General features: G+C 61.1%; 19 protein-coding genes. 9 read left to right on the top strand and 10 right to left on the bottom strand.

Annotation, left to right across the window (positions count from 1 at the left end):
- Positions 1-147 precede the first annotated feature (147 nt).
- Positions 148-1,443, top strand: a complete 1,296-nt coding sequence (locus G5S42_RS07945; protein ID WP_176106269.1) for an NAD(P)/FAD-dependent oxidoreductase — start codon at positions 148-150, stop codon at positions 1,441-1,443.
- 125 nt (positions 1,444-1,568) lie between these two features.
- On the opposite strand, the gene G5S42_RS07940 is transcribed toward G5S42_RS07945, so the two are convergent.
- The 3 genes from G5S42_RS07940 to G5S42_RS07930 are packed head-to-tail and all read right to left on the bottom strand — an operon-like array spanning position 1,569 to position 4,345.
- Positions 1,569-1,889 carry a DUF3331 domain-containing protein gene (locus G5S42_RS07940; protein ID WP_176110414.1) on the bottom strand — a complete coding sequence of 107 codons (321 nt, stop codon included), beginning with the start codon at positions 1,887-1,889 and terminating at the stop codon, positions 1,569-1,571.
- A gap of 44 nt (positions 1,890-1,933) precedes the next feature.
- Positions 1,934-2,917 (bottom strand): cytochrome d ubiquinol oxidase subunit II, encoded by a 984-nt coding sequence (locus tag G5S42_RS07935; protein WP_176106268.1) that lies wholly within the window; start codon positions 2,915-2,917, stop codon positions 1,934-1,936.
- Between the two features lie 33 nt (positions 2,918-2,950).
- The gene (locus tag G5S42_RS07930) at positions 2,951-4,345 is read right to left on the bottom strand and encodes a cytochrome ubiquinol oxidase subunit I (protein WP_176106267.1); all 1,395 of its coding nucleotides are present in this window, start codon (positions 4,343-4,345) and stop codon (positions 2,951-2,953) included.
- A 324-nt stretch (positions 4,346-4,669) separates the two neighbouring features.
- On the opposite strand from G5S42_RS07930, the gene G5S42_RS07925 reads away from it, so the two are divergent.
- Positions 4,670-4,924 (top strand): hypothetical protein, encoded by a 255-nt coding sequence (locus G5S42_RS07925; RefSeq protein ID WP_176106266.1) that lies wholly within the window; start codon positions 4,670-4,672, stop codon positions 4,922-4,924.
- A gap of 57 nt (positions 4,925-4,981) precedes the next feature.
- On the opposite strand, the gene G5S42_RS07920 is transcribed toward G5S42_RS07925, so the two are convergent.
- Positions 4,982-5,371 (bottom strand): potassium channel family protein, encoded by a 390-nt coding sequence (locus tag G5S42_RS07920; RefSeq protein WP_176106265.1) that lies wholly within the window; start codon positions 5,369-5,371, stop codon positions 4,982-4,984.
- 258 nt (positions 5,372-5,629) lie between these two features.
- Here G5S42_RS07920 and G5S42_RS07915 point away from each other — a divergent pair, with 258 nt between their 5' ends.
- Genes G5S42_RS07915 through G5S42_RS07885 form a run of 7 tightly spaced genes read left to right on the top strand, consistent with a single transcriptional unit; the run spans position 5,630 to position 11,842 of the window.
- Entirely contained in the window at positions 5,630-6,160 is a 531-nt protein-coding gene (locus G5S42_RS07915; protein ID WP_176106264.1) for a lecithin retinol acyltransferase family protein, read from the top strand.
- A 48-nt stretch (positions 6,161-6,208) separates the two neighbouring features.
- Positions 6,209-6,451, top strand: a complete 243-nt coding sequence (locus G5S42_RS07910; protein WP_176106263.1) for a hypothetical protein — start codon at positions 6,209-6,211, stop codon at positions 6,449-6,451.
- Entirely contained in the window at positions 6,451-6,933 is a 483-nt protein-coding gene (locus G5S42_RS07905; RefSeq protein WP_176106262.1) for a hypothetical protein, read from the top strand. The genes G5S42_RS07910 and G5S42_RS07905 overlap by 1 nt, the downstream gene beginning before the upstream one ends.
- Positions 6,930-7,202, top strand: coding sequence for a YtcA family lipoprotein (locus G5S42_RS07900; protein ID WP_176106261.1), 273 nt, complete (start codon positions 6,930-6,932; stop codon positions 7,200-7,202). Before G5S42_RS07905 ends, G5S42_RS07900 begins: the two co-directional genes overlap by 4 nt.
- Positions 7,203-7,213: 11 nt before the next feature.
- Positions 7,214-8,269 (top strand): multidrug transporter subunit MdtN, encoded by a 1,056-nt coding sequence (gene mdtN / locus G5S42_RS07895; RefSeq protein ID WP_176106260.1) that lies wholly within the window; start codon positions 7,214-7,216, stop codon positions 8,267-8,269.
- Between the two features lie 10 nt (positions 8,270-8,279).
- Positions 8,280-10,346 carry an FUSC family protein gene (locus G5S42_RS07890; RefSeq protein WP_176106259.1) on the top strand — a complete coding sequence of 689 codons (2,067 nt, stop codon included), beginning with the start codon at positions 8,280-8,282 and terminating at the stop codon, positions 10,344-10,346.
- A complete protein-coding gene (locus G5S42_RS07885; protein WP_246391864.1) occupies positions 10,343-11,842 on the top strand; it encodes an MdtP family multidrug efflux transporter outer membrane subunit in 1,500 nt (499 codons plus the stop codon). The genes G5S42_RS07890 and G5S42_RS07885 overlap by 4 nt, the downstream gene beginning before the upstream one ends.
- Position 11,843: 1 nt before the next feature.
- Here the strand turns inward: G5S42_RS07885 and G5S42_RS07880 are convergent, their stop codons facing one another.
- The 6 genes from G5S42_RS07880 to G5S42_RS07855 form a co-directional block, all read right to left on the bottom strand.
- Positions 11,844-12,401 (bottom strand): response regulator transcription factor, encoded by a 558-nt coding sequence (locus G5S42_RS07880; protein WP_281374984.1) that lies wholly within the window; start codon positions 12,399-12,401, stop codon positions 11,844-11,846.
- Positions 12,395-13,206, bottom strand: a protein-coding gene (locus G5S42_RS07875; protein WP_176105867.1) for an IS5 family transposase whose coding sequence is annotated in 2 segments (ribosomal slippage) — positions 12,395-12,858 and positions 12,858-13,206 — 813 coding nt in all. Because the reading frame shifts where the segments join, the coding sequence is not laid out codon by codon here. Before G5S42_RS07875 ends, G5S42_RS07880 begins: the two co-directional genes overlap by 7 nt.
- A 40-nt stretch (positions 13,207-13,246) precedes the next feature.
- Entirely contained in the window at positions 13,247-13,435 is a 189-nt protein-coding gene (locus G5S42_RS07870; RefSeq protein ID WP_246391860.1) for a hypothetical protein, read from the bottom strand.
- A 19-nt stretch (positions 13,436-13,454) separates the two neighbouring features.
- On the bottom strand, positions 13,455-13,826 hold the full coding sequence (locus tag G5S42_RS07865; RefSeq protein ID WP_176106258.1) for a response regulator: 372 nt from the start codon (positions 13,824-13,826) through the stop codon (positions 13,455-13,457).
- 11 nt (positions 13,827-13,837) lie between these two features.
- Positions 13,838-16,270, bottom strand: a complete 2,433-nt coding sequence (locus tag G5S42_RS07860) for a PAS domain-containing protein (RefSeq protein ID WP_176106257.1) — start codon at positions 16,268-16,270, stop codon at positions 13,838-13,840.
- A 90-nt stretch (positions 16,271-16,360) separates the two neighbouring features.
- Entirely contained in the window at positions 16,361-21,733 is a 5,373-nt protein-coding gene (locus G5S42_RS07855; protein ID WP_246391858.1) for a trifunctional serine/threonine-protein kinase/ATP-binding protein/sensor histidine kinase, read from the bottom strand.
- Positions 21,734-22,035: the final 302 nt, after the last annotated feature.

Raw genomic sequence — 22,035 nt, 5'->3', positions numbered from 1 at the left:
CCCAAGGTGTAATTGCGGACCTCCTACTGCATATCCTATTTTGCGAAAGTACCGATGAGTCCCATTGGAGGAACCGCTATTGCCAACCAGTGCATTGTCGTCGGCACAGGTTAATCGAAATCGTTCTTCGTTTATTGAGTGATTGCTATGAAAAAGCCAACTCGTATCGTTATCGTAGGTGGCGGAATCGCCGGGATTCTGCTTGCAACCAGACTCGGCGACCGGTTAGGCCGGTCGGGTGAAGCAAGCGTGACTTTGATCGACAGAAGCCCGACGCATATCTGGAAACCGATGCTGCACACGATTGCGGCAGGTACGCGCGATGTGAATCAGCAGCGTGTAATCTATCTTTCCCATGCGCGCGAACACGGCTTCACGTATCAGCCGGGAGAAATGTGCGGACTGGACCGACAAGGACGTGAAGTTCAACTTGCCGCAATCGAATCGCACGATGGCGGCTTGATGCTCGAGCGGAGAACAGTTCCATACGATGTGCTGCTGCTGTCCATAGGCAGCCGCGCGAACGACTTCGGCGTGCCTGGAGTCCTCGAGCATTGCCATCTTATTGACAGTCAACAGCAGGCAGAGACATTCAACGTCGCATTGCGCGAGCATTCTCTTCGTTCCGTGGTCAAGGATGAGGAGCTCAGGATTGCGATCGTGGGCGCTGGTGCTACCGGGGTCGAGTTATCGGCCGAGCTCAGTCATCTTTTCGAGCTCGCGGCCAGCTACGGCGATCCTGCGATTAGAGACAGGCTGCGCTTGACGCTTCTGGAGGCCGGACCACGCGTGCTTCCCGCATTCCCTGCGGAGATCTCGTCAGCCAGCCAGCAACGGCTCGAGAGAATTGGCTTTCGCGTTCTGACCTCGACTGGAGTCTCCGCTGTGGAACCGGGAGGCTTTGTGTACGGAGACGCCAAGCTTGCCGAAGCGGATTTGATGGTATGGGCGGCAGGCGTGAAGGCTCCCGATTTCATGAACCGGCTTGCTGGCCTCGAGACCAACCGGTCGAACCAGATCGTGGTGTCGGGCACGCTGCAGGCCTTGGGCGACGAGAATATTTTCGTGCTCGGCGATTGCGCTTCGCTCACGCCGCAAGGTGCGCAGCGACCGCTGCCTCCTACTGCGCAGGTGGCGACTCAGCAGGCCGAGCACCTGGTGCGCCATTTGCCGGAATGGGTCCTTCACAACAAGCCTCTTCCTCGCTTCGTATTCCGGGACTTCGGATCGCTCGTGTCATTGAGCGAGTACGACTCGTTCGGTACGCTGGGTCGTTTTGGATTGTTTCCTGGGGGGATCATTCGGGGCAAGCTTGCCCAGCTCAGTCACGCGATGTTGTACCGACGCCATCAGCAGGCGCTGCACGGTTTTCGCCGGGCAACTCTGCTCTGGACGGCGGAGCAAATCAACGGATTGGCTCAACCGGCGATTCGACTCGCTTGACGGGCTTTCGCGGTCCAGCAGCTGTTCATGTTCGCCGCTCTTTGGAGCGGCATGTTACTTTCCGATGCGAGCGACTTGAGAACGACGCTGCAGCGCAGCGTCGCTAATGAGGAAGAGCGTCGGAATTATATGCGACGTGCGGATTCCGTTGAGTTGAAGCCAACGCCGCGATTTGAATAGCCAAACGCTTCAACAGAGATCATCGCCGATGCATTTGCTGGAGTGGGGCGCTCGGCGGGGCGAAAGACGGCGTCGCCGCGGCGGATTGCACGCCGCGACACGACGCACACGCCCGGCGCATTCGCATGGCGAAGACGCCAGCGCTGCTCCCCATAGTGACATCGTCCAGGCTCCACCCAGCGAATGATGAGTGTGGTCTCGGACTGTTCGAGAATTTCGACCTGGACTCGTGCGTCGTCTAACGTAGCGTACTCTGACGTTTTCACTGGCTGCTCCTGGAATGGGGCTTTTTCGCTGAAATCGCGTGCTGTCACGCGTGGGGCGTCTCGATAACCTTGCCGCGGAAGATCGCATACTGGTGCAGGTTGTAGCCGATCATCACCGGGAACACGAGGCCGATTCCGATCAACATGAACGCGAGGGTCAGGGTGTCCGACGCGGCTTGCAAGATCGTGAGCCTGCCCGGAATGAAGTAGGGGTAGAGGCCAATCGCAAGGCCCGCGAACGACACGATGAAAAGCGTTATCGCCGCCCCGAAGGGCCCGCGGTCGCGTCCGCGATAGAGCGACGCCACGAGCCAGCCGTACGAGAGGACGGCGAGTACGCCGAGCACCGCAAGCGGCGCGAACACCCCCGGCTCGGACCAGCGGGCATGGACCGCCACGCTGTCGAACCAGGTCGCCGCGGTGAGCACGATCGCGGCCGCGACGGTGAACTGTGCGCTCAACAGGGCCAGCCGGCGGGCCCAACGTTCGAGCGGACCGACCGCCTTCCTGGCGAGCCACGTCGCGCCGAGCAGGCTGTAGCCGCTGACGACCCCGATGGCTGTCACCGTGATGAACGCAGTGCTGGATCCTCCTGGCACGAACCCCGTGATCACCTTGCCGAGTACGATGCCCTGCGAGATGGCCGCGACGAGGCTGCCCACGCCGAACACGACGTCCCATAGGCTTCCGTGCTCCGCGCTATGGCGGAATTCGATGGCTGCACCCCGCATGATCAGCCCGGCTATCATCGCCATGACGGGCAGATAGAGCGCTTGCATCAAGGCCGCATAGGCAGCCGGGAACGCGCCGAACAGGGCGCCTCCGACCACGACCAGCCATGTCTCATTCGCATCCCACACGTGACCGATGGTTTGAACCATCACGTCCCGGTCTCCGCGATTTCTGCTCAGCAGAGTGAGCATACCGACACCAAGGTCGAATCCATCGGTCACGACGTAGAAGGCCAGCATCAGGCCGATCAGGCCGAACCACGTGAGGGCCAGCAGGGAATGAGTGGTGCTTTCCATCGAACGATCTCCCTTGAGTTTGAGAAGGAAGTTTCAGTATTCGGCCGCCATCGTTTGGGGCGTGATGCTCGTGGTCGTGGGCGGTGTGGCAGCGAGATCGGGACCGTTCTTCAGCCAACGCCGCGCGAGTAAGAAGAAGCTGATGAGTAACACGACGTCGAACACGAAGAACATCGCCATGCTGGCCGTTACCGAGGACGCGGGCACGGCGGACACGGCTTGACTCGTTCGCAGCAGTCCGTAGACGACCCATGGCTGACGTCCCACCTCGCGTACGATCCATCCGGCCTCGACGGCAACGTAAGGCAGCGGGATGCACAGTACCCATGCGAGCAGGAGCTTGCGCTGCGCAAGGAGGCGCTCGAGATTGCCGCGCGCTTTGTGCAGCGCATACGCGCTCCAGAGCGCGAGCAGCATGAACGCGAAGCCGATGCCGGCCATCACCCGGAACGCGTAGTAGAGGAGCGGCAGCATCGGCGGTTGGTCGGTGCGCGGGAAGTCCGTGAGCCCCGAGACCCGTCCGTGCAGCGAGTGCGTGCCGAGAATGCTCAGGAGGCCCGGCACTTCGATCGACCAGTCATTACGCTGTTTTTGCTGATCGGGCCATGCAACGAGCGACCATGCGGCGCCTGTGCCCGGCTTGTTGGTCTGCCAGTGCCCTTCGATGGCGGCACCTTTCGCGGGTTGAGTCGCGAACACGCTGGTGCCGCTGGAGTCTCCCAGCCAGACCTGAAGCGGTGCAACGACGACGAGCACGCCCAGTGCGATCTTGAAGGAACGCGCAAAGAATTCAGGGTGCCTCCGGCGGAACAGGTGGTATGCCGAGATGCCTGCGATCACAAACATCCCGGTTTCGATCGCGGCCGTCCACATGTGAGAGACGGCCCACACCATGTCGGGGTTGAAGATGGCCGCTGCATAGTCCGTGATCACGAGCTTGCCGTTGACGACGGTGATACCGGCGGGCGTCTGCATCCACGAATTGGCGACCATGATCCAGAATACGGAAATGCTGGATCCGAGCGCGACCATCGCCGTGGCAAAGACGTGGACGCCACGTGACACACGTCCCCAGCCGAGCATCATCACGCCGATGAATCCGGCTTCGAGCATGAACGCCATTGCGCCTTCGAAGCCGAGAATATTGCCGACGAACTGGCCACTGAACTGTGCGAAGCCGGACCAGTTGGTACCGAACTGAAATTCCAGCGGAATACCAGTCACCACTCCGATCGCGAAATTGAGCGCGAGCAGCTTGCTCCAGTGGCGGGCGTGGCGGTAGTACATCACGTCGCCGGTGCGAATCCACATTACTTCGATCAGCAGCAGAAATGCCGACAGACTGACAGTGAGGATAGGCCACACGATGTGGAAGATCGTGGTCATCGCGAATTGCGCGCGCGAGAGTTGGAGTACGTCAGTGAGCATGATGACCGTCCCATTGCGGTGTGCGATTGGCTACGTTCGAGCGACGTCAGCGTTGGGAGACGTTGCCCGTATAGAGCAACTTTAGGCCGTTGATGTTGCGCGGCTCAATTGCACGAAGGTGTAACCACACCGAGGCGCCGAAGGAAAGAAGGCCACCGAAACCTGCTACCAAAGTGTAGTTGCGACTGTGGCCGGCGAGGCCTAAATTGGTGCGCAGCCTAAACTTTCTTCGCGAATGCCAGCGAGATGGCGGTCAGATCGGCTCGCTATACAAGGTCTTTGTCTTGGGACCTGTCTGGATGGTGCTTGCGGCGCCCCTTCATCATGAAAAGCGAAATCTTCACCCCCATTGCGGCGCGCCTTTGTAGCGCTTACATCACAGGCCAGGTGCGACGCATTATCCAGATCGCGACGAGCGCCAGACAGTGGGCTGCCGTTGCCGGCGGCCCTATGACACCGGCCGGTTACTTGATTCTCGCGTTCATGGTCGGCGCCATGCTTCTGGCCGCACTACTGACGACCTGTTGGGCGCGTGTTGGCATTGGCAGCGTATTCCGGGTGGGCTGCTGGTTTTCGTGAAGCCGGAGCGGCTTCGTCATTTTTGCCAATGTCGGACTTGCCGCGGCCGCATAGGAGCTAGGCATCATCTTGCGTGCGGGCGTGGCGCGCTGCCTCCTGAACCGCGTGCACGAACGCGGCTGTGACCATACTCGTCACCAATACGCCCTGCACTCCGATCAGCACCGAATCGATCCGACCCACGACGGTGGTGGGCACCACGTCGCCGTAGCCGATCGTGAGCGCCGTGATTATGCAAAAGTAGAGGACTTTCCCAAACGAGGATGGCGTTTCGCTTGCCGTTTCGATTGGACCGCCGGCGTAGTACATCACCGCCGAAAGCACAAGAAACAACACAAATAACGCTGCAAGCGGCGCATGGAGGTACCACAGAGTCCTCGCAAATTCTTCGAACACATGGCCAGCCTTCAGTGGGGCGGGCGCGGAACGCCCACGATTCTTATCCATGGATCATCTCCAACAGTCTTCGTACACCAGGCGAGGTTAGGCCCGCGGCGGAGCGGGGAGCCATTGCACGATGGTGTTAGTCACACCTTCGGATCTCAGCAAATACGTGTCTTGCACCCCAAGGTGTAATTGCGCCTGCGTTGGGGACGCCCTAGATTGGTTCGCAAGCCGCCACTCCAAACGAGCCCGCTTTTTCATGCACTGGCATGGCTCGTTTGTAGCATCGGCCGTTTGCCCCCGAGGACCTGGAGCTGAGCAATGAATCGTAACCGCCACCAATCAGGCACTGAATACTGCGCACAACGTGCAGCCGCCTATACATCGACCGACGTCGCGCTCGGCGACTCAAATGACGAACCCGCTCTCGGTGCCCACCTGATCACGAAACGCCACGGCTACGAACATCACGGCATTTATGTCGGTAGCGGCAGGGTCATTCACTACGCGGGTTTCGTGAAGTCCGTGCGTCGCGGCCCCGTCGAGGAAGTCCCGCTCGACGAGTTCGCGGATGGTCACACGGTTGCCGTGCGTCGGCGTCCGTACCCGAAGTATTCCGGCCTCCAAACCGTGCTGCGCGCCCGCTCGCGGCTCGGCGAAGACCGCTATCGCCTGCTGACGAACAATTGCGAGCACTTCTGCGCATGGTGTCTGGTTGGTGAAAGCCGCAGCGAACAGATCCATGCATTCCTCAAACATCCGGGCGCAGGCGTCCACGCGCTGCTGTGTCTCGTGAGCGCCCTCATCGGCATCCGGCTCAAAACCGATCGCGCAGCGGTTACTGCGGCGTGAATCCCCTCACTTGAGTTTGATACGGACAAAGGCGCGAAGGAGGCCACCATGAGCCCGACCGAAATGACCCTGCGCTGGGCCGTCGAGAAATGGCTCGCGCCTACGCTCGCGATGCGCGCGCATGTCGTGCGGGTTCGCGGCACTGGCATGCATCGGCGCTGCGTGTGCGTCGAAACGGTGCTTTCCGGCGGTCTGCTGTCGATTTTCTTCTTCCGTCACGACGATGGATCGTGGAATGTATATCCGCCAGCGCCAGCGCGGCCTGCCATGTCCGGGTGGAGGGCTGTGTGATGAACCACGGCTTTGGCAATTTGACGAAGCGCGTTCCCGGCGAGCACTACGTGTCGGGAGTCTCGGTGGATGCCGACGATCTCGCGCCCAGATCGGAGCGCCTGCTCAAGGTATCAATCATTGTGGTCTGTTGCTGGACACTGATTGAGGCACCGCTCGAACTGAGTGGGTCGATTGATTCAACCTCACTGCTCGCTGTGGTGGCGTCGAAGGTACCGGTTTGCCTCATTGGTTTCGCTGCCATTGTCGACCTGCGCTTGACCCGTCACGTCTTCGCATTCATTTGCGCCGCAAGTGTATTTGCCGTAGCACCGGCGTTACCTCTCGAGTACACGCACAGCATTGCCCTTGCTCTCGTCTCGACGGTCGAATGCCTCGGTAAAGGCGCATGTGTTGTCGCGTTCGCTCTGGCGGCGTGGAACGGAGACAGTGTCAGCGAACGTTTGAGCGAAGGTCACCCTACGGCCAACGACCCGCAATGAGCCGCTCGAGTGTCGTTAGTCTGGCATTGCTGACAATGCCCGCTGTGTTGCTCAGCGGTTGCGCATTTGCGCCATCGATCCCGCTGTTGGGTGCAGCCTTTCCGGACTGGTTGTTCTGCATTCTCGGCGGCATCACGGGGACTATTCTCGTCCACCTCGCATTGAGCCGGCGCGGTGCGATCCTGGCGCTCGCACCGCTCGCCGTCAGCTATCCGGCGCTGAGTGCGCTGCTCGCGATGGCCGCCTGGTTGGCGTTTTTTCACCGTTGACGTGGGCCAAAATGACTGACGACGCTCGCGCCGCGCGGCACATGAAGAAGCTTCCTGCCGCTGCGATTGTGCTGATTGCCATCGGCTTGCTGGTCGTGGTTCTGTGGCGGCTCGATCACGCACCGTCCACCGACGACGCGTATGTGTACGCGGACACGATCAGCGTCGTTCCCGAAGTCAGCGGCCGGATCATCGAGCTTCCCGTACGCGACAATCAGGCCGTCAAGCAAGGCGATCTGCTACTGCGTATCGACCCGCGCCCCTATCAGGCTGCGCTGGATCAGGCGCGCGCACGGCTCGACACGCTCAACAACCAGATCGTTTTGACGCAGCGTACGGTCCATGCGCAGCAATACAACGCGGATTCCGTGCAGGCTGCCGTCGAGCGGGCCCGCGCAGTGGCAAATCAGGCCGAGGACACACTGCGCCGTACTGAACCCTTGCTCGCGCAGGGTTATGTATCCGCCGAGGAAGTCGATCGCGCACGTACTGCGCAGCGCTCCGCGCAGGCGGAACTCAATGCCGCGATGCGCGAGGCGCAGCAGGCTAGCGCGGCAGTTAGCGGCGTTGATGCGCTGGTCGCGCAGCGCGCGGAGGTCAGGGCACAAATTGCCCTTGCCGAGCTGAATCTCGAGTTCACGGAGGTGCATGCGCCGTTCGACGGTCGGGTGGTCTCGCTGCGCACGACGGTCGGGCAATTCGCATCGGCACTGAAGCCTGTTTTTACGCTGATCGATACGCGGCATTGGTATGTCGTCGCCAACTTTCGGGAAACGGAGTTGAAGGGCGTCCATGCAGGGACGCCTTCGACCGTGTACCTGATGAGCGACACCGCCAGACGTTTCACTGGCGTGGTCGATTCGGTCGGCTATGGCGTGCTGCCAGACGATGGCGGCGTAGTGGAACAGGGTCTTCCGAGCGTGCAGCGCACCATCAACTGGGTGCATGTATCGCAGCGCTTCCCGGTCAAGATCGCCGTGCGCAATCCCGATCCCGAGCTGTTCCGCATCGGTACTTCGGCGGTCGCAACGCTCAACCGCGGCGACGCGGCGACATCCAGACGTTGAGGGCGACGTGATGGCGACAGCCGACGTACATTCATCGGGCTTGCGGCGATTCTCCCGCTTTCTCGTCGATGAGAACCGCGCTCAACCGGGGCGTGCAAACGTGATGCTGCGCTGCGTATTCGCGTGTGCGATCGTCATTACGATATCCATGACGTTACAGGTGCCGTTTCTCGCGCTGTCGTTACTCGTCGTGTTTTATGTCACACAGTCGAACGTGGTGATGACGCGTCTGGTCGGCGTCGTGTTCGTGGTCGGTGTGACCTTGGCCATCGGTAGTGCGATTCTTGTGCTGAAGCTGACGTTCGATTACCCGTTGCTGAGAATCCTGCTGTCGGCAGGACTGTTCTTCGTTAGCGCTTATCTGATGCGGGTGGCAAAAATCGGTGCTGCTTTCTTTGTCGTCGGCATCGTGGTGATCTATGTCCAGTCGTTCGTGGACCTGACCGATCACGCCGAGGCGCTCGTACGGATTGTGCTATGGGTGTGGGTCGCTGTGAACTACGCGATTGCGATCACGCTGCTGATCAACACGTTATGTCTGCCTGCGGAGCCTGTAGAGCAACTCGAAGATGCCATGCTTGGGCAACTTGCGGTAACGCGCTTGGCTCTCGCGCACCTCGAGCGTGGCGAGCGCGGTGTTGTAGCGCTCAACGCGCGAGCAATACAAGACGGAACTCTGACGCTGCAACGTCTGCTGCGGTTCGCGACGATGCGGGACGCCAATTACCGGCGCCGGCAGGCGTTTCATCTGGCGCGTGTCGCAACGGTGTCGCGGTTGTATGCGGCGGCGGCTCATTTGCCCGAAAGCATGGCGAATGTCCCGGCTGGCGTCCTGCATGCACTGGGCGGCGCATACGAGCGTTTCGCCCACGCCATTCGCACGGGGGAGCGCTTCACCGTGCCGGAGCGGCTCACGAACATTGTGGACCTCGGCATGCCAGGTGCGGTCGAGGAGATGCGGGAAGCGTTTCTCGCATTTGCCAGCAGATCGGCGGCGCCCGATTCGACGGAAACGGAACGGGAAAAACAGCGTTTTCTTGTCCCTGATGCGTTCTCGAACCCGGTCTATCTGCAGTTCGCGTTGAAAACACTACTAGCGGCGATGGTCGGCTACCTCTTTTACCTGGCGACTGGTTGGCAGGGCATACACACGATCATGCTGTCGTCGCTGATCGTCGCGCAACCAAGTCTCGGCGCGACGAGTCAGCGCGGGATCCTGCGGATTGGCGGTGCAGCGCTCGGCAGCGCGATCGCGCTCGCGATGGTGGTATGGGTGGTGCCGCGCCTCGACGGCATTGTCGGCCTGCTCATGATGTCGTTGCCGGTGATTGCGCTGGGTGCATGGATCAGCGCGGGATCGGAGCGGATCAGCTATGCGGGCACCCAACTCATGTTCACGTTCGGGCTGGCCTTGCTCGGTCAGTTCGCACCGACGACGAATCTCACCGAGATCAGGGACCGGATAGTCGGCATTCTGCTGGGGGTGGCGATATCGACCGTCGTGCATGCATCGATATGGCCCGAAGCGGAAGGCGAGGCGCTGCGTCAACGTGTCGGCGCTCTGCTGCGCAAGCTTGCCGCCAGTTTGCGACAGCAGGAAGACGCAATCTCGGCGCCCAATGCGCTTTGGGCTGAACTTGCAGATTGTGAGGCGATGGCCGCTCGCGTCGCGCTGGAGCCTGGCTGGCAAATGGGCGAAGGGCAGCGGGAAGGTTTTCAGCACCATGTCCAGACGGTGCTTGCGCAGACCCGCGAAATCCTGCTGGCTGCGGGCGCTTTCGAAGCGGAACGCCGGTCGCAGCCGAATGGGGAGGGTAGTGCGCGGCGCGCCGCAGCGATCTGGGCAACGACGGTCGCGGTATCGCTGGAAGGGTACGCAAGCAACTTGACCGGGGGCCAGCAGTCAGTGCACGCACCGGTTCCCGTTTTCTCCGATGAGGAAGCGTTGTTGCTCACGGATGCAGCGAAGCGTGCATACGATCGGTTGACTGCACGGGCGACGCGTCTGATGGGACTGGTGTCGACCCTGCCGGCATGGCGCGATCATCAGTTCTTCGACAACGGGATCGCGACATGAACACCGCAATCGCGACCGGCTCTTCTGATCCGCTAGCGTATCGTTTGCTGCGCAAAGGCGTACTGGCCGTATTGGCGTGCACATTGTCGGCCTGCGCGCTGATCCGGCACGATACAAAACCTTATGCCGTAATCGCCCCGGAACAAATCCGCATTAGCGGCGACATTCATCTCGAACCAGGCGATTGGCCAGCCAGGCAATGGTGGAGCGCTTACGGCGATCCGCAACTCGATTCGTTGATCGCGCGGGCACTTACCAGCTCGCCGACGATCGTGATCGCGCATACGCGCGTCGCGCAGGCGAAATCGGATATCGATCTGGTGCGCGCGGGGACGAATCTGCAGGTTACGGCGCTCGCCGCGCTCGACCGTCAGCGCGTGTCGTCGAACGGCTTCCTCGGGGCCTACTCGACGAACGAACCTGCGATCGGTGCGACGGGGCCGTGGTACACGGAGGGCATCGTTGGGCTCGGCGCGAGCCTGGACATCGATATCTGGGGCGAGCAGCGCGCGCAAGTTGAAGCTGCGATCGGCGTGCACAACGCTCGGCTGGCGGAAGTCGCCGGCATTGAACTCGAAATGTCCACGGACGTCGCGCAGATTTACTATGGTATCCAGACGACGTATCAACTGATCGATCTGCTCTCGCAGTTGCAGGATGTCGCAGCGTTCGATGTGGATGCACACGCGACACGTGCCGCACGAGGCCTGGAGCCCGTCACCCAGACCGAGCTGGCGCGTGCGCAACTGTTGGCGACGCAAAGGCGGCTTGTGGCGGCGCGCGCCAGCGTCACGCAATTTCGTGAATCGCTGCGTGCGTTGCTTGGCGCAGGTCCGGACGATCTTTCCGACATCAGGCCCGTCGCGTTGCCGCTGCAGCAGTCCGCATTGCCGCCGACACTGTCATACGAACTGCTTGCTCGTCGTCCGGACCTGCAAGCGCTGCGTTGGTATGTGCAGTCTTCGTTCGACCGTATCGACGCCGCGAAGGCCGCGTTTTATCCGAGCTTCGACGTCAAGGCGTTTTTTGGCCTCAACGCGCTGCACCTTGCGGACCTCTTTACACATGCCAGTCAGCAGATCAATCTGATTCCCGGTCTGTATCTGCCGATCTTCGACGGCGGCCGGCTCAACGCCAACCTGAGCGGCGCGCGCACGGCGAGCAACGCGCTCATCGCGCAGTACAACGAGGCCGTGCTGAACGCCGTGCGCGACGTAGCCGCAACGGGTAGCAGACTTCAGGACCTCGACCAGGAAGCCGTGCTGCAGGCAGAGAAAGTCGACGCGGTGTCGTTCGCCGAGGCCAGTGCGCAGGCTCACTATGAAAGGGGCGTTGCGAGCCGACTGACGGCAATGGACGCTCGCCAGGCAGTGTTGCTCGAACGCATCTCCATGCTGGAGCTCGACGGGCAGCGCCTGAGTCAGGCGATCGCGCTGTCGAAAGCGCTCGGAGGAGGCTATCGCGACGAGGCACCTGTTGAATTGCGGGTAAGGTGACCTAGCCTTCACGCCCGTGCGTGCTCTGGGTTAGTCGTCCCGCGATGTTGACGAGTTCGGGGAGCGAGCGCGCGTCCATCTTTCGCATCACGTGTCGGCGGTGCACCTTCACTGTGATCTCGCTGATGCCCAGTTCGGCTCCGACCTGTTTGTTCAGCAGGCCGGATACCACTAACGCCATGACCTCCCGCTCGCGTCGACTGAGTGAGGCGTAGCGATCACGGATCGACTGCATCCCGGCTTCTTCGGTCAGCGCCGCGCGGCTGCGCTCGAGCGCGTGCCGGATGGCGTCGAGCAGCACCTGGTCGTCGAACGGCTTGGTGAGAAATTCGGCCGCTCCCGCCTTCATGGCTCGCACCGTCATCGGCACGTCGCCGTAGCCGGTGATGAAGATGATCGGCATGTCGGTACGTTCGGAAGCAATCAGATTTTGCAGGTCGAGGCCGCTGAGATCGGGCAGGCTGACATCCAGCACCAGACAGTTCGGGACCATCGCGCGCGTGCGTTCGAGAAAGTCCTGGGCGCAAGCAAAGGTCTCTGCCCTAAGAGGCGTTAACAAAATGAGTTCTTCAGCTTTCGCCAGCAGATGATGCAGCAGGCAATTTTCATGAAGGCTTCATGGATGAATGCAAGACGTTCGAAGCGGATGCGCAGTCGTCGAAAGTTATGAAGCCACGAAATGGTGCGCTCGACCACCCAGCGTGTTTTGCCCAGTCCGCTGCCGTGGGGCTCGCCGCGTCGGGCGATTTCAGTCGCGATGCCGGCTGCGTGTAGCGGACGGCGGTATTTGTCGTGATCGTAGCCCCGATCGCCTTGAACAATGCGGGGCTTCGAAAGCGGCCGGCCACGCTTGCCAGCAATGGGTGGGATGGCGTCAACCAGTGGGTGAAGCTGGGTAACATCGTTACGGTTGGCGCCCGTGAGAATTACCGCGAGCGGGATGCCCTGCGCTTCGGTGATGAGGTGGTGCTTTGAACCGGGTCGCGCGCGGTCCGTGGGATTCGGTCCCGTTTTTGACCTGCGCCCACGGCGCGGATCGAGGAGGAATCGACGACGACACGCGACCAGTCAATCTGGTCAGCCGCGCGCAGCCTGGCGAGCAGGACTTCATGCAGTCGGTCCCAGACGCCAGCAGCCTGCCAGTCCCGCAGACGGCGCCAGCAACTCATGCCGCTGCCGCAGCCCATCTCGCGTGGCAGCAGGTCCCAGCGCAGGCCTGTCTGAAGGATGAATAGGATGCCAGTGAGCAGCGCACGATCATCGAGCGGCCTGCGCCCAGGATAACGGCTTCGCCTTGGTTTGGGAGGGGGCAGTAACGGTTCAATGAGTGCCCAAAGTTCGTCGTCGAGTATGGGTTTAGCCATGTCCTTTTCGTCGTCGAAACAATGAAAAGGTTAACAGGATTCATCGAGAGTAAACAGCCCCTTTGTTCATTTTGTTAAGGTTTCTTAGACCAGCAAAGCGAATCATGGCTTCGAGCGACTCACGCACCGAGACATCGTCATCGACGACGAAGACGACCGGCGTGGCTTGCGCCGACGACGATTTCGAGGCGGCTTCAACTGCACGAGCGGGTATCATTTCGAACTCCATTCACAGGCCCCGGGGTGAATCATTCGACCTTGAGCGCGGCCTGGATCGCCCCGAGAAGGGCGGTGTCGCTGAAGGGTTTGAGCAGACAATCGACGGCACCTTGTTCGAGCATGCGCGGGCGCAGCACCTCGTCCCCATGCGCCGTGATGAAGACGATCGGAATGGCTTCCCGGCGCCGCTTGAGCTCGTGCTGAAGGTCCTCGCCGGACATGCCGGGCATGGCGACGTCGAGGATCAGGCAGCGCACTTCACCGGCGCATCCGGAGGCCAGAAATTCTTCTGCCGACCCAAATGCCCGGGTTGCGAAGCCGAACATATGCAGCAGGTCGGGCAGCGATTCGCGCACCGACTCGTCATCGTCGACCACCGCGATAAGCGGGCGCTCTGTCATCACAGATTCCTTTAGGGTCGCTCCGCGTCCGCGCGCGCGGACTGTCCTGTGGGCGCGGACCGCTCGGCGGCGGCCACGCTGTCCGCCCGACACGGAATGGAGAAAGTAAATGTGGCGCCGCGGTCTTTGTTCGGGGAGGCCCACAACCGGCCGTCGAGGCTTTCGATGATGCAACGGCTCACGGACAGGCCGATGCCCATGCCTTCCCGCTTGGTCGTAAAAAGCGGATCGAAGAGCTTGCCGGCAAGCTGCGGGTCGATGCCCACGCCCGAATCGGTCACAGAGAGCCGCACGTGGTCGCCATCGTCGGGCTCGATGCTCACCAATATCTGCCGTGGCCGGTCGTCGACGCCATTCATCGCCTCCACCGCGTTGACAAGAAGGTTGAGCACCACCTGCTGGAACTGGATCTTGTCCCCGGCGACAGTCGGCAGATTGTCGGCCGTCTTCAGATGCAGCACGATCCGCTTGTTGCGAATCTCGCCTTGCAGCAGATCAATCACCTCCCGAGTCGCTTCGACCAGATCGACCGTATCGGTCGTGATGGATTTGTTGCTGAACAGCGCGCGCAGGCGTCTCATTACCTCGGATGCGCGGTGCCCGTCGCGGATCGTGCGTCGTACCGTCTCGAGCGCGCCTTCCACATTGGGCGGTTCTGCACTCAGCATGCGCAGACCGGTGCTGGCGTTGGTCACGATGCCAGTCAACGGCTGGTTGATCTCGTGCGCGATCGAGGCCGTCAACGCGCCTTGACTGTTGACCCGGCTCAGATGGGCCAATTCGGCGCGCAACGCGAGGAGCGCATCTTCGGACGCCCGACGCTCCGTCATGTCCTGCGCGGCGCCGATGTAGTCCAGCGAGCCTTGCGGGTCGCGCGTGGCGTGCGCCTGTATGTGAATGTGCCTGACCGGGCCGTCGGGCAGCAGCAGGCGGATTTCGAACTCCAGATCTTTGCCATCTCGCGCCCGCTCGATCATTTCGTCAAGTAGATGGCGGTCGCCAGGGTGGAAGCGGGAGGCGATCGTGTCTATCGTAATCGGCACCCCCGGTTGGATCCCGAAGATGCGGTAAAGCTGATCTGACCATGTGAACGCGCCGGTTTCAAGGTGCCAGCAGAAGCTTCCGCTCGAACTGAGCTGCTCCACTTTGGCCATCAGCGCCGCGCTTTGGCGTAAGCGCTCATCCGCCTCCTGGCGCGCAGCGATGCTATGTGCCCGCTCGATGGCGATGCTCGCGATGTGCGTGAACTGTGCGATCAGTTCGCGCTGGATAGGCGTGGGATCGCCGGGAGCGGACCGAAATAGCGTGAACGTTCCCAGCACTTCGTCGGTACGCGACAGGATCGGCGTCGCCCAGCAGGAACGCAATCCATGCGCGAGGCTGCGCTCGCGCCACGCCTTGGTCCAGCGCGCGTCCGACGCGACATCGGGCACGATCACCTGCGCCTTGAGGGACACCGCCATGCCCAGCGGGCCGGAGTCAGAGGAGGTGGCACGCGTACCGGCACGAGGGAGGAAACGCTTCGGGAGACCGGGAGACCCCAGATGCAGGCACGCGGTGTCGTGTGTCTCTTGAAAGGTGACTCTGCAGACGCAGTCGGTCGCGATCTCTTCGACCAGTCGGCATAGGTCGTCGAGAACGTTCGGCAAAGGCTGCCCTGTCGCGACCATCTCCAGCAGGCGATTCTCGCCCTCGAGCAGCGCCTCGGCACGCTTGCGATCATCGATATCCGTCTGAAGGAAATACCAGAGAGCGATTCGGCCCTCGTTATCGCGCAACGGAAAGCCTTGCACGCGGAACCATCGGTAGACTCCATCGGCACGGCGATGGCGCGACTCCGCATCATAGGGCTCGCCGGTGCTGATCGACGCCCGGAACCGGGCGATCACCGCCGCCCGATCATCGGGATAGGTCAGGCCGTTGGTTTTCCATCCCCGTAACTCCTCGAGGGTCGAGCCGGAAAATTCGAGCGTATGACGGTTGGCATGCAAGACGTCCCCGTCGCGCGAGAAAAGGATGACCCGGGTGGGGAGGCCATCGACGATCAGTTCGAAGCGCTGTTCCTGCGCGCGCAGCGCAGCTTCGGTCTGCTTGCGGTCCTCGATGTCCGAGTTGATCCCACACCACTTTACGGCTTGACCGGTAGCATCGGTGATCGGACTGGCTCGGCATGTGAACCAGCGATACACGCCATCGAAGCGACGCATGCGCGCTTCCGCCTCGCCCCGCTCGCCGGAGGCGAGGACGGTTCGCCAGGCTTCGATCAGTCCCGGCTGATCATCGGGATGGAACGCCGTCTGCCAGCCTTCGCCCGACGCTTGCTCGACGGAAAGCCCCGTATATTCGCACCAGCGTCGATTGACGAACTCGATGCGGCCGTCAGGAAAGGCTGTCCAGACCAACCCGGGGAGCGCATCCACAGTACGCCTGAGTTCGTTTTCCATCGCGACCCCATTCTACAGCGTGCCTCACGATACAACGATCGGCTTTTGGGAACCGGGAGTCAATATACCTTGGTGTCGGTTTGGGCCGGCTTATGCTGAAACGGCCGGATCGATGGGCAACGTGAATTGAAAGATCGCACCGCGGTCGGGGTCGTTGCTCGCCCACAGGCGGCCGCCATGTGCCTCGACGATTGAATTGCAGATCGGCAGCCCCATGCCCATTCCGCTGGCCTTGGTCGTATAAAACGGCTCGAAGAGGCGCTCGAGGTTCTCCGGGGCGATACCCGGGCCGGAGTCGCGCACGGCCACACGGACGACGCCCGGCTCGGTCATCGCGGTGTCGATCGACAATTCCCGCGGCCCTGTGTCAACCGCACTCATTGCATCGATGGCGTTGATAATGAGATTCAGGATCACCTGCTGTATTTGCACGCGGTCGCCCTTGACGGGCGGTAAATCCTCCGCAAGCCGCGACCGCACGGAAACGCCGTTCCGGTTAGCCTCGCCGGACGTGAGCGCCATCACCTCGCGGATCGCTTCGTTGATCTCCACGATCTCATTGCTCATAGGGGCCTTGATGACAAGGCCATGAATCCGCTTGATCACCTCGCCTGCACGCCTCGCGTCACGAACGATACGATCGAACGCCCGACGGGCTTCCTCGACATTAGGTGGGTCGAGACCCAGGCAGCGCAGACCTGTCGACGCATTGACAGTTGTCGCAGCAATCGGCTGCTTCATTTCGTGGCTGATCGACGCTGCGAGTTGCCCAATGGCAGTGACGCGGTTCGCATGCGCGAGCTCGAGCTGCATCTGGCGCGCCTGAGCTTCCGCCCGTTTGAGCTCGCTCAGATCGAGCACAAACGCGATAGCTTGAGTCGCGTTCTCGCCGAGCATGGCAATGCCGACCAGCACCGGCACGCGGCTGCCATCCTTCCTGAAGTACTCTTTTTCGTAGGGCTGCAATATCCCGGTCTTCTCCAGCTTCTCCCATTCAACACCGCTGCGCTCGAGCCACTCAGGCGGCGTCAGGTCCCTCCATCTCAGACGCCCCACCAGCAGATCGTCATGGCCGTATCCCAACATACGAAGGAACGCGTCATTGGCTTCGAGGATCCGACCTTCGAGATCCCCGATCAAAATCCCGACGATGTTGGAATCGACGAGGCGCCGGATCTTTGCTTCACGTTCTGCAAGGTCACGGTAAAGGCGCGCGTTTTCCAATGCGATCGCCGCCTGCGACGCGAGCAGCTTCAGCAGGGCGATGCGCTTCGGAGCGAAGACGCCGGGCGTGAGGTTGTTCTCCAGGTAGAGCACACCGATCAGCCCGGCCTGCTTGAGCAACGGCAGACAAAGGACTGAGCGAGCGCATTTCTGGCGGAGATAGGGATCGTCGGAGAAGCGGTTTTCGGCTGAGGCATCGTCAATGATGACAGGTTCACGCGTGCTTGCGACGTAGCGCAAGAGCGAGTCCGGCAAGGCCACCGGTCTCGGTGGCTGTTGCTGCAATTGCACGATGACCCGGCCACCTTGAATGGTGGCTTCGGCCTCGACGCGCAGCAGGGCGCCCTGTGGAAGGATCAACAGACCGCGTTCGGCGCCAGCATGCTCGATTGCAGTCGTCATCAAGGACTTGAGCAGGTTTTCGAGCACCATTTCGCCTGAGATTGCCTGAGCCGTCTTCACGATGGTCGCGAGATCCAGCTGCTCGCCGCGTTCCTCGATGGTCACGCGTGAGACAGGCGCGGCTTCGGGTTTGCTCAAGGGGTAGAGCCGATCCAGTTGTTCGACCTTGCCGTGCGCGCCCCATTGGGAATAGCAGTCCCGCGCCTCACGCAAATAAGCGTACGCGGCGCGTTCGAGGCCAGCGGCAAAGCAGCATTGCGCAGCGAGCTCGTTGGCCAGTGCCTGGTCCTGGACGAATCCCTGCTCGCCTGCCGAGCGGGCTGCATGCTCATAGAACCGCATGGCCTGCATTGCGTGCCCGTTCAGACGGGCCAGTTCGGCGCGCAGCAGCAGATGCTTGTGCGCAAACGTGATCGGGCAGCTTTTCGCCCATCTTGCGAACGCCTCGATATTTGCGGTGATGTCCGCCTTGATCTGCGCTTGTCGATCAGCTGATGCAGAGCCGTGAACCGCGGCGAGCGTGAGCGAATGATAAAGGCAGTAGTTCGCGAACTGGATGTGGCAGCGTCCGGACCAAAGCAGTGGTTTGGCCTTGTCGGCGCACGCGAGCGCCTTCTCAGGTTCGCCCAGCAGATAATGGCGCTGGACCTGCAAAATCCAGTGGAAACAGTTGACCACGGCAATGCCGCCTTCCGTGATCTGAGCATCGATCGCGGCGTCCTCCATCACCGTCGGGTCGCGGGTGCGGCCGCGAAGCCTCTGGATGAAATGTTGGATGCTGGACAGAATATCGTGCACGTGACGGAAGTGGATTCGTTTCACGAACTCGATTGCGTTGATCGAATCGAGCCACGCCTCATCGAGGCGATAGCCGCGTGCCAGAAGGTCCGTCAGCCGATGTTCGAGGCTGAAGCTGGCATAGATGACTTCGCCTGTTTCTTGCGCATGTCGCATGGCAGTATCGACGCACCCTAATGCGACCTCGATCGGTTGCGTCCAGAGAACCGCCATTTGCAAGAAAAAGTGCGCGGCCACTTGTTGAGCCGCGAAACTATGTTTCTCCGCGACGGCGACCGACAACCGGGCGAACGCCTCGCCGTCCCGGTATCGGTGGAAGTATGGACCTAGAAGAATGGAGATGAACGCATAGGCGATGACAGCCGATTCGGTCGTGCCGTATTGCAGCGTCACGACGACCATTCGGCAGGCAATCGTCTGGGCGAGGTTCATATCGGTGAAATAGGCGGTCTGCCCTAGCATATGGTAGATCTGCATGACCTCTCGCATCTCGGGGTCTTCCATCATCGGGAGGTCAAGGAGGCTTTCAATCGGGCGCGCGCCGAGGCGCATGAAGACGGCATCGTACTCTGCAGATAATTCGTCATCCGTAGGATGATCTGGCAAGTCGATGCCGAACATTTCCAGACATTCGCGAGCGGTTCTGACTGCGGACGCATTGTCGGCATTCACCAGCTGCAGGACCATCCTGAGCCGGTAGGCCTCGGCGCGGTGGATTTTCGATCGCGCTCGAAGCAATATGTCATCGATCCATCGGGTGGCTTCGCTGAAATGGGAGAGTAGAAACTCGCATTCGGCCCGTTCGAACCAGACGCTGAAGGTCAACTCGTAACAGTCGTCCCACCCTTGCTGCGAAAGCAGCGACGCAGCGGCCGCGAGATAATTGCAAGCCGAACGATACGCGGTCGAGGCCTTCGCCTTCTTCGCGGCATTGAGGTTGAGGGTCGCTGCGCGATGTTGTTCGGACCGTTCGATCATCAGCTCGGATCCATGATTCAACTGGTTCACGAGATCAAAAATCCTGGTCGTAATGTCCGCTTCATCGAGCTTCGACAAAAGCAGGCGGCCAATGCGCAAGTGATGCTCTGCGCGGGATTCGGTCGGAATCAGTGCATAGGCGGCTTCTTGCACCCGGTCATGGAGAAACTTGAAGCTGCGGTCCATGGACACGATCGCGCCGGCCCGGACGGCGTCGGCGAAATCCGCAAGGACTTTGGCCTCGGAGTCGCCCCAGACGCTCGCCAGGGTGCTGAAGTCCGCCTGGCTGCCGAGGCACGCCAGCAACTTCAACGCGTCCTGTGCACGAGGCGAGAGCCTCTGCAGTCTGCAGATCATCAGCTCTACGACGTTTTCGGTGAAGCCCTTCGCGTCGATGTACTCGAGATTCCACCGCCACGAGGCTGAATCAGGCTCGAACTCGAGAAGGCCTTCCTCAACGAGATTCGTCAATAACTGGCCCGCGAAGAATGGATTGCCGCCGGTTTTCCGGTGCAGCAGTCTGGCTAGAGGCAGGGCTTGCTCGCGCGTGCATCTGAAAGCGTCGCAAAGCAGTTCGCCGAAGTCCTCCGGCGAGAGCGGGCCGAGTACGATCTCATGCACCATGGTCCCGGCCTTGCGAATCGAACCGAGCATATCCATCAGCGGATGCCCGGTCGCGACTTCGTTGTCGCGATACGCGCCGATCAATAGCAAGTGGTGCGTGTCCGCATGGGTGATCAAATATTCGACCACGGTTAATGTGGCCGGATCGAGCCACTGCAGATCGTCCAGGAAAATCACGAGCGGATGCTCGGCGCGCGCGAACACGCCAACGAACTTTTGAAAGACGGATTGGAACCTCAACTGGGTTTCCAGTGGCGAGAGTATGGGAACGGGAGGCTGGGGCCCGATCAAGCTCGCGAGTTCGGGAATCAGATCGGTCAGCAATCGCCCGAGTTGGCCAACGGCTTCTGCGATCGCATCGCGCCAGCTCGCAATTTCGGCATCCTGGCCGTTCAGAATTTGTCGGATCAGTTCGGCAAATGCCTGGGCCAATGTTGAGTATGGGATGTCTCTCAGGCGCAGGTCGAATTTTCCCGAGATGAAGATACCCCGGGGCAGCACGATCACCTTGTGCAACTCATTGACGACGGAGGATTTTCCAATTCCTGAGTAGCCGGATACGAGGACCAGCTCGCGCGTGCCTTGCACCGCAACGCGCTCGAATGCAGCCAGAAGCGTCGCGATTTCACTGCAGCGCCCGTAGAGCTTCTCGGGGATCAAAAGCTGTCGCGTTGTATCGTGCGTTCCGAGCGGGAAAGGATCGATCCGATGAGCGGCTTGCCATTCAGCCAGACATTTTCTGAGATCCCACGCGAGGCCGGCCGCGGTTTGATAGCGATCCTCGGCGGGTTTCGACAGCAGTTTCATTACGATGGCCGAGAGCGGGGCAGGAATGCCTGAGACGCGCTCATCCGGCGCAGCGGGCTGTCGCGCGATGTGGCAGTGCACCCATTCCAGGGGATCCAGCGCAGTGAATGGAAGGGTTCCGGTCAACATCTCGTACAACGTGACCCCGAGCGCGTAGAGATCGCTGCGCGAATCGATCGACCGGTTCATCCGGCCGGTCTGCTCGGGCGCCATGTACGCGAGGGTTCCCGCAATCAATTCGGGATGTTCCGGGCTCTGGCGTTCGCGCGGGAGTCGCGAGGCGATGCCGAAGCCGGTGAGCCTAACCTCGCCCGTTGCGTCGTTCACCAGGATATGCGCCGGCTTGATGTCCTTGTGGATGAGGCCGCGCTGATGAGCCTTGCCCAAAGCAGTGACGATGTCAATGGCGAACTGCAGGAAGCGTTCCAGTCGAATGGGAGTGCCTATCAGCCGGTCGAGCGGAACGGCGCCCGAATCCTCCAGAACCAGCACGGCCTGACCGCCCTCAGACACTAGTTCGAGCGGCCGTACGGCCCAATCGCCGGAAAGCTCTTCCTTCAGATCGTATTCGTGAGCCAGGCGTTCGAGGCTCGCGGGCGAGCAGCCGGTAGCCAAAGGTCGCAACTCCATGACCGAAGTCGGCGCGCCATCCGGGCTCAAGCGCGATGCGCGCGAGAAGATTCGCTCGCCATCCTCCCATAAGACCTGGCTGCTATCTGCAATCGAGTGGGACCGAGGCTCAGATGACATGCTCTGGAGGAATCGCTTTCGTGACGGAGGCCAAAGTCATGGTTTCCGTGTTTTGCAGCTCGGGCACCGCAATAAGAGGGCGATAGACGGCGTCGCCTGCGCGAGTGACTTGCCCGCTCAGTGTTCGAATAGATTCCGCTTTTGTGCGCAGCGCAACGTCGCCAGAACGGTTCGCCTTAGCG

It is taken from the genome of Paraburkholderia youngii, assembly GCF_013366925.1.
GTDB lineage: Bacteria > Pseudomonadota > Gammaproteobacteria > Burkholderiales > Burkholderiaceae > Paraburkholderia > Paraburkholderia youngii.
The sequence above is the reverse complement of the archived record's forward strand: the minus strand, read 5'-3'. Positions and strand labels throughout refer to the sequence as shown.

Excerpts from the sequence above, each read along its gene's own strand:
- G5S42_RS07945 (WP_176106269.1), top strand. The coding sequence starts at position 148 with ATGAAAAAGCCAACTCGTATCGTTATCGTAGGTGGCGGAATCGCCGGG.
- G5S42_RS07935 (WP_176106268.1), bottom strand. The coding sequence starts at position 2,917 with ATGGAAAGCACCACTCATTCCCTGCTGGCCCTCACGTGGTTCGGCCTG.
- G5S42_RS07930 (WP_176106267.1), bottom strand. The coding sequence starts at position 4,345 with ATGCTCACTGACGTACTCCAACTCTCGCGCGCGCAATTCGCGATGACC.
- G5S42_RS07925 (WP_176106266.1), top strand. The coding sequence starts at position 4,670 with ATGAAAAGCGAAATCTTCACCCCCATTGCGGCGCGCCTTTGTAGCGCT.
- G5S42_RS07920 (WP_176106265.1), bottom strand. The coding sequence starts at position 5,371 with ATGGATAAGAATCGTGGGCGTTCCGCGCCCGCCCCACTGAAGGCTGGC.
- G5S42_RS07915 (WP_176106264.1), top strand. The coding sequence starts at position 5,630 with ATGAATCGTAACCGCCACCAATCAGGCACTGAATACTGCGCACAACGT.
- G5S42_RS07910 (WP_176106263.1), top strand. The coding sequence starts at position 6,209 with ATGAGCCCGACCGAAATGACCCTGCGCTGGGCCGTCGAGAAATGGCTC.
- G5S42_RS07905 (WP_176106262.1), top strand. The coding sequence starts at position 6,451 with ATGAACCACGGCTTTGGCAATTTGACGAAGCGCGTTCCCGGCGAGCAC.
- G5S42_RS07900 (WP_176106261.1), top strand. The coding sequence starts at position 6,930 with ATGAGCCGCTCGAGTGTCGTTAGTCTGGCATTGCTGACAATGCCCGCT.
- mdtN (WP_176106260.1), top strand. The coding sequence starts at position 7,214 with ATGACTGACGACGCTCGCGCCGCGCGGCACATGAAGAAGCTTCCTGCC.
- G5S42_RS07890 (WP_176106259.1), top strand. The coding sequence starts at position 8,280 with ATGGCGACAGCCGACGTACATTCATCGGGCTTGCGGCGATTCTCCCGC.
- G5S42_RS07885 (WP_246391864.1), top strand. The coding sequence starts at position 10,343 with ATGAACACCGCAATCGCGACCGGCTCTTCTGATCCGCTAGCGTATCGT.
- G5S42_RS07870 (WP_246391860.1), bottom strand. The coding sequence starts at position 13,435 with ATGGAGTTCGAAATGATACCCGCTCGTGCAGTTGAAGCCGCCTCGAAA.
- G5S42_RS07865 (WP_176106258.1), bottom strand. The coding sequence starts at position 13,826 with ATGACAGAGCGCCCGCTTATCGCGGTGGTCGACGATGACGAGTCGGTG.
- G5S42_RS07860 (WP_176106257.1), bottom strand. The coding sequence starts at position 16,270 with ATGGAAAACGAACTCAGGCGTACTGTGGATGCGCTCCCCGGGTTGGTC.
- G5S42_RS07855 (WP_246391858.1), bottom strand. The coding sequence starts at position 21,733 with ATGGAGTTGCGACCTTTGGCTACCGGCTGCTCGCCCGCGAGCCTCGAA.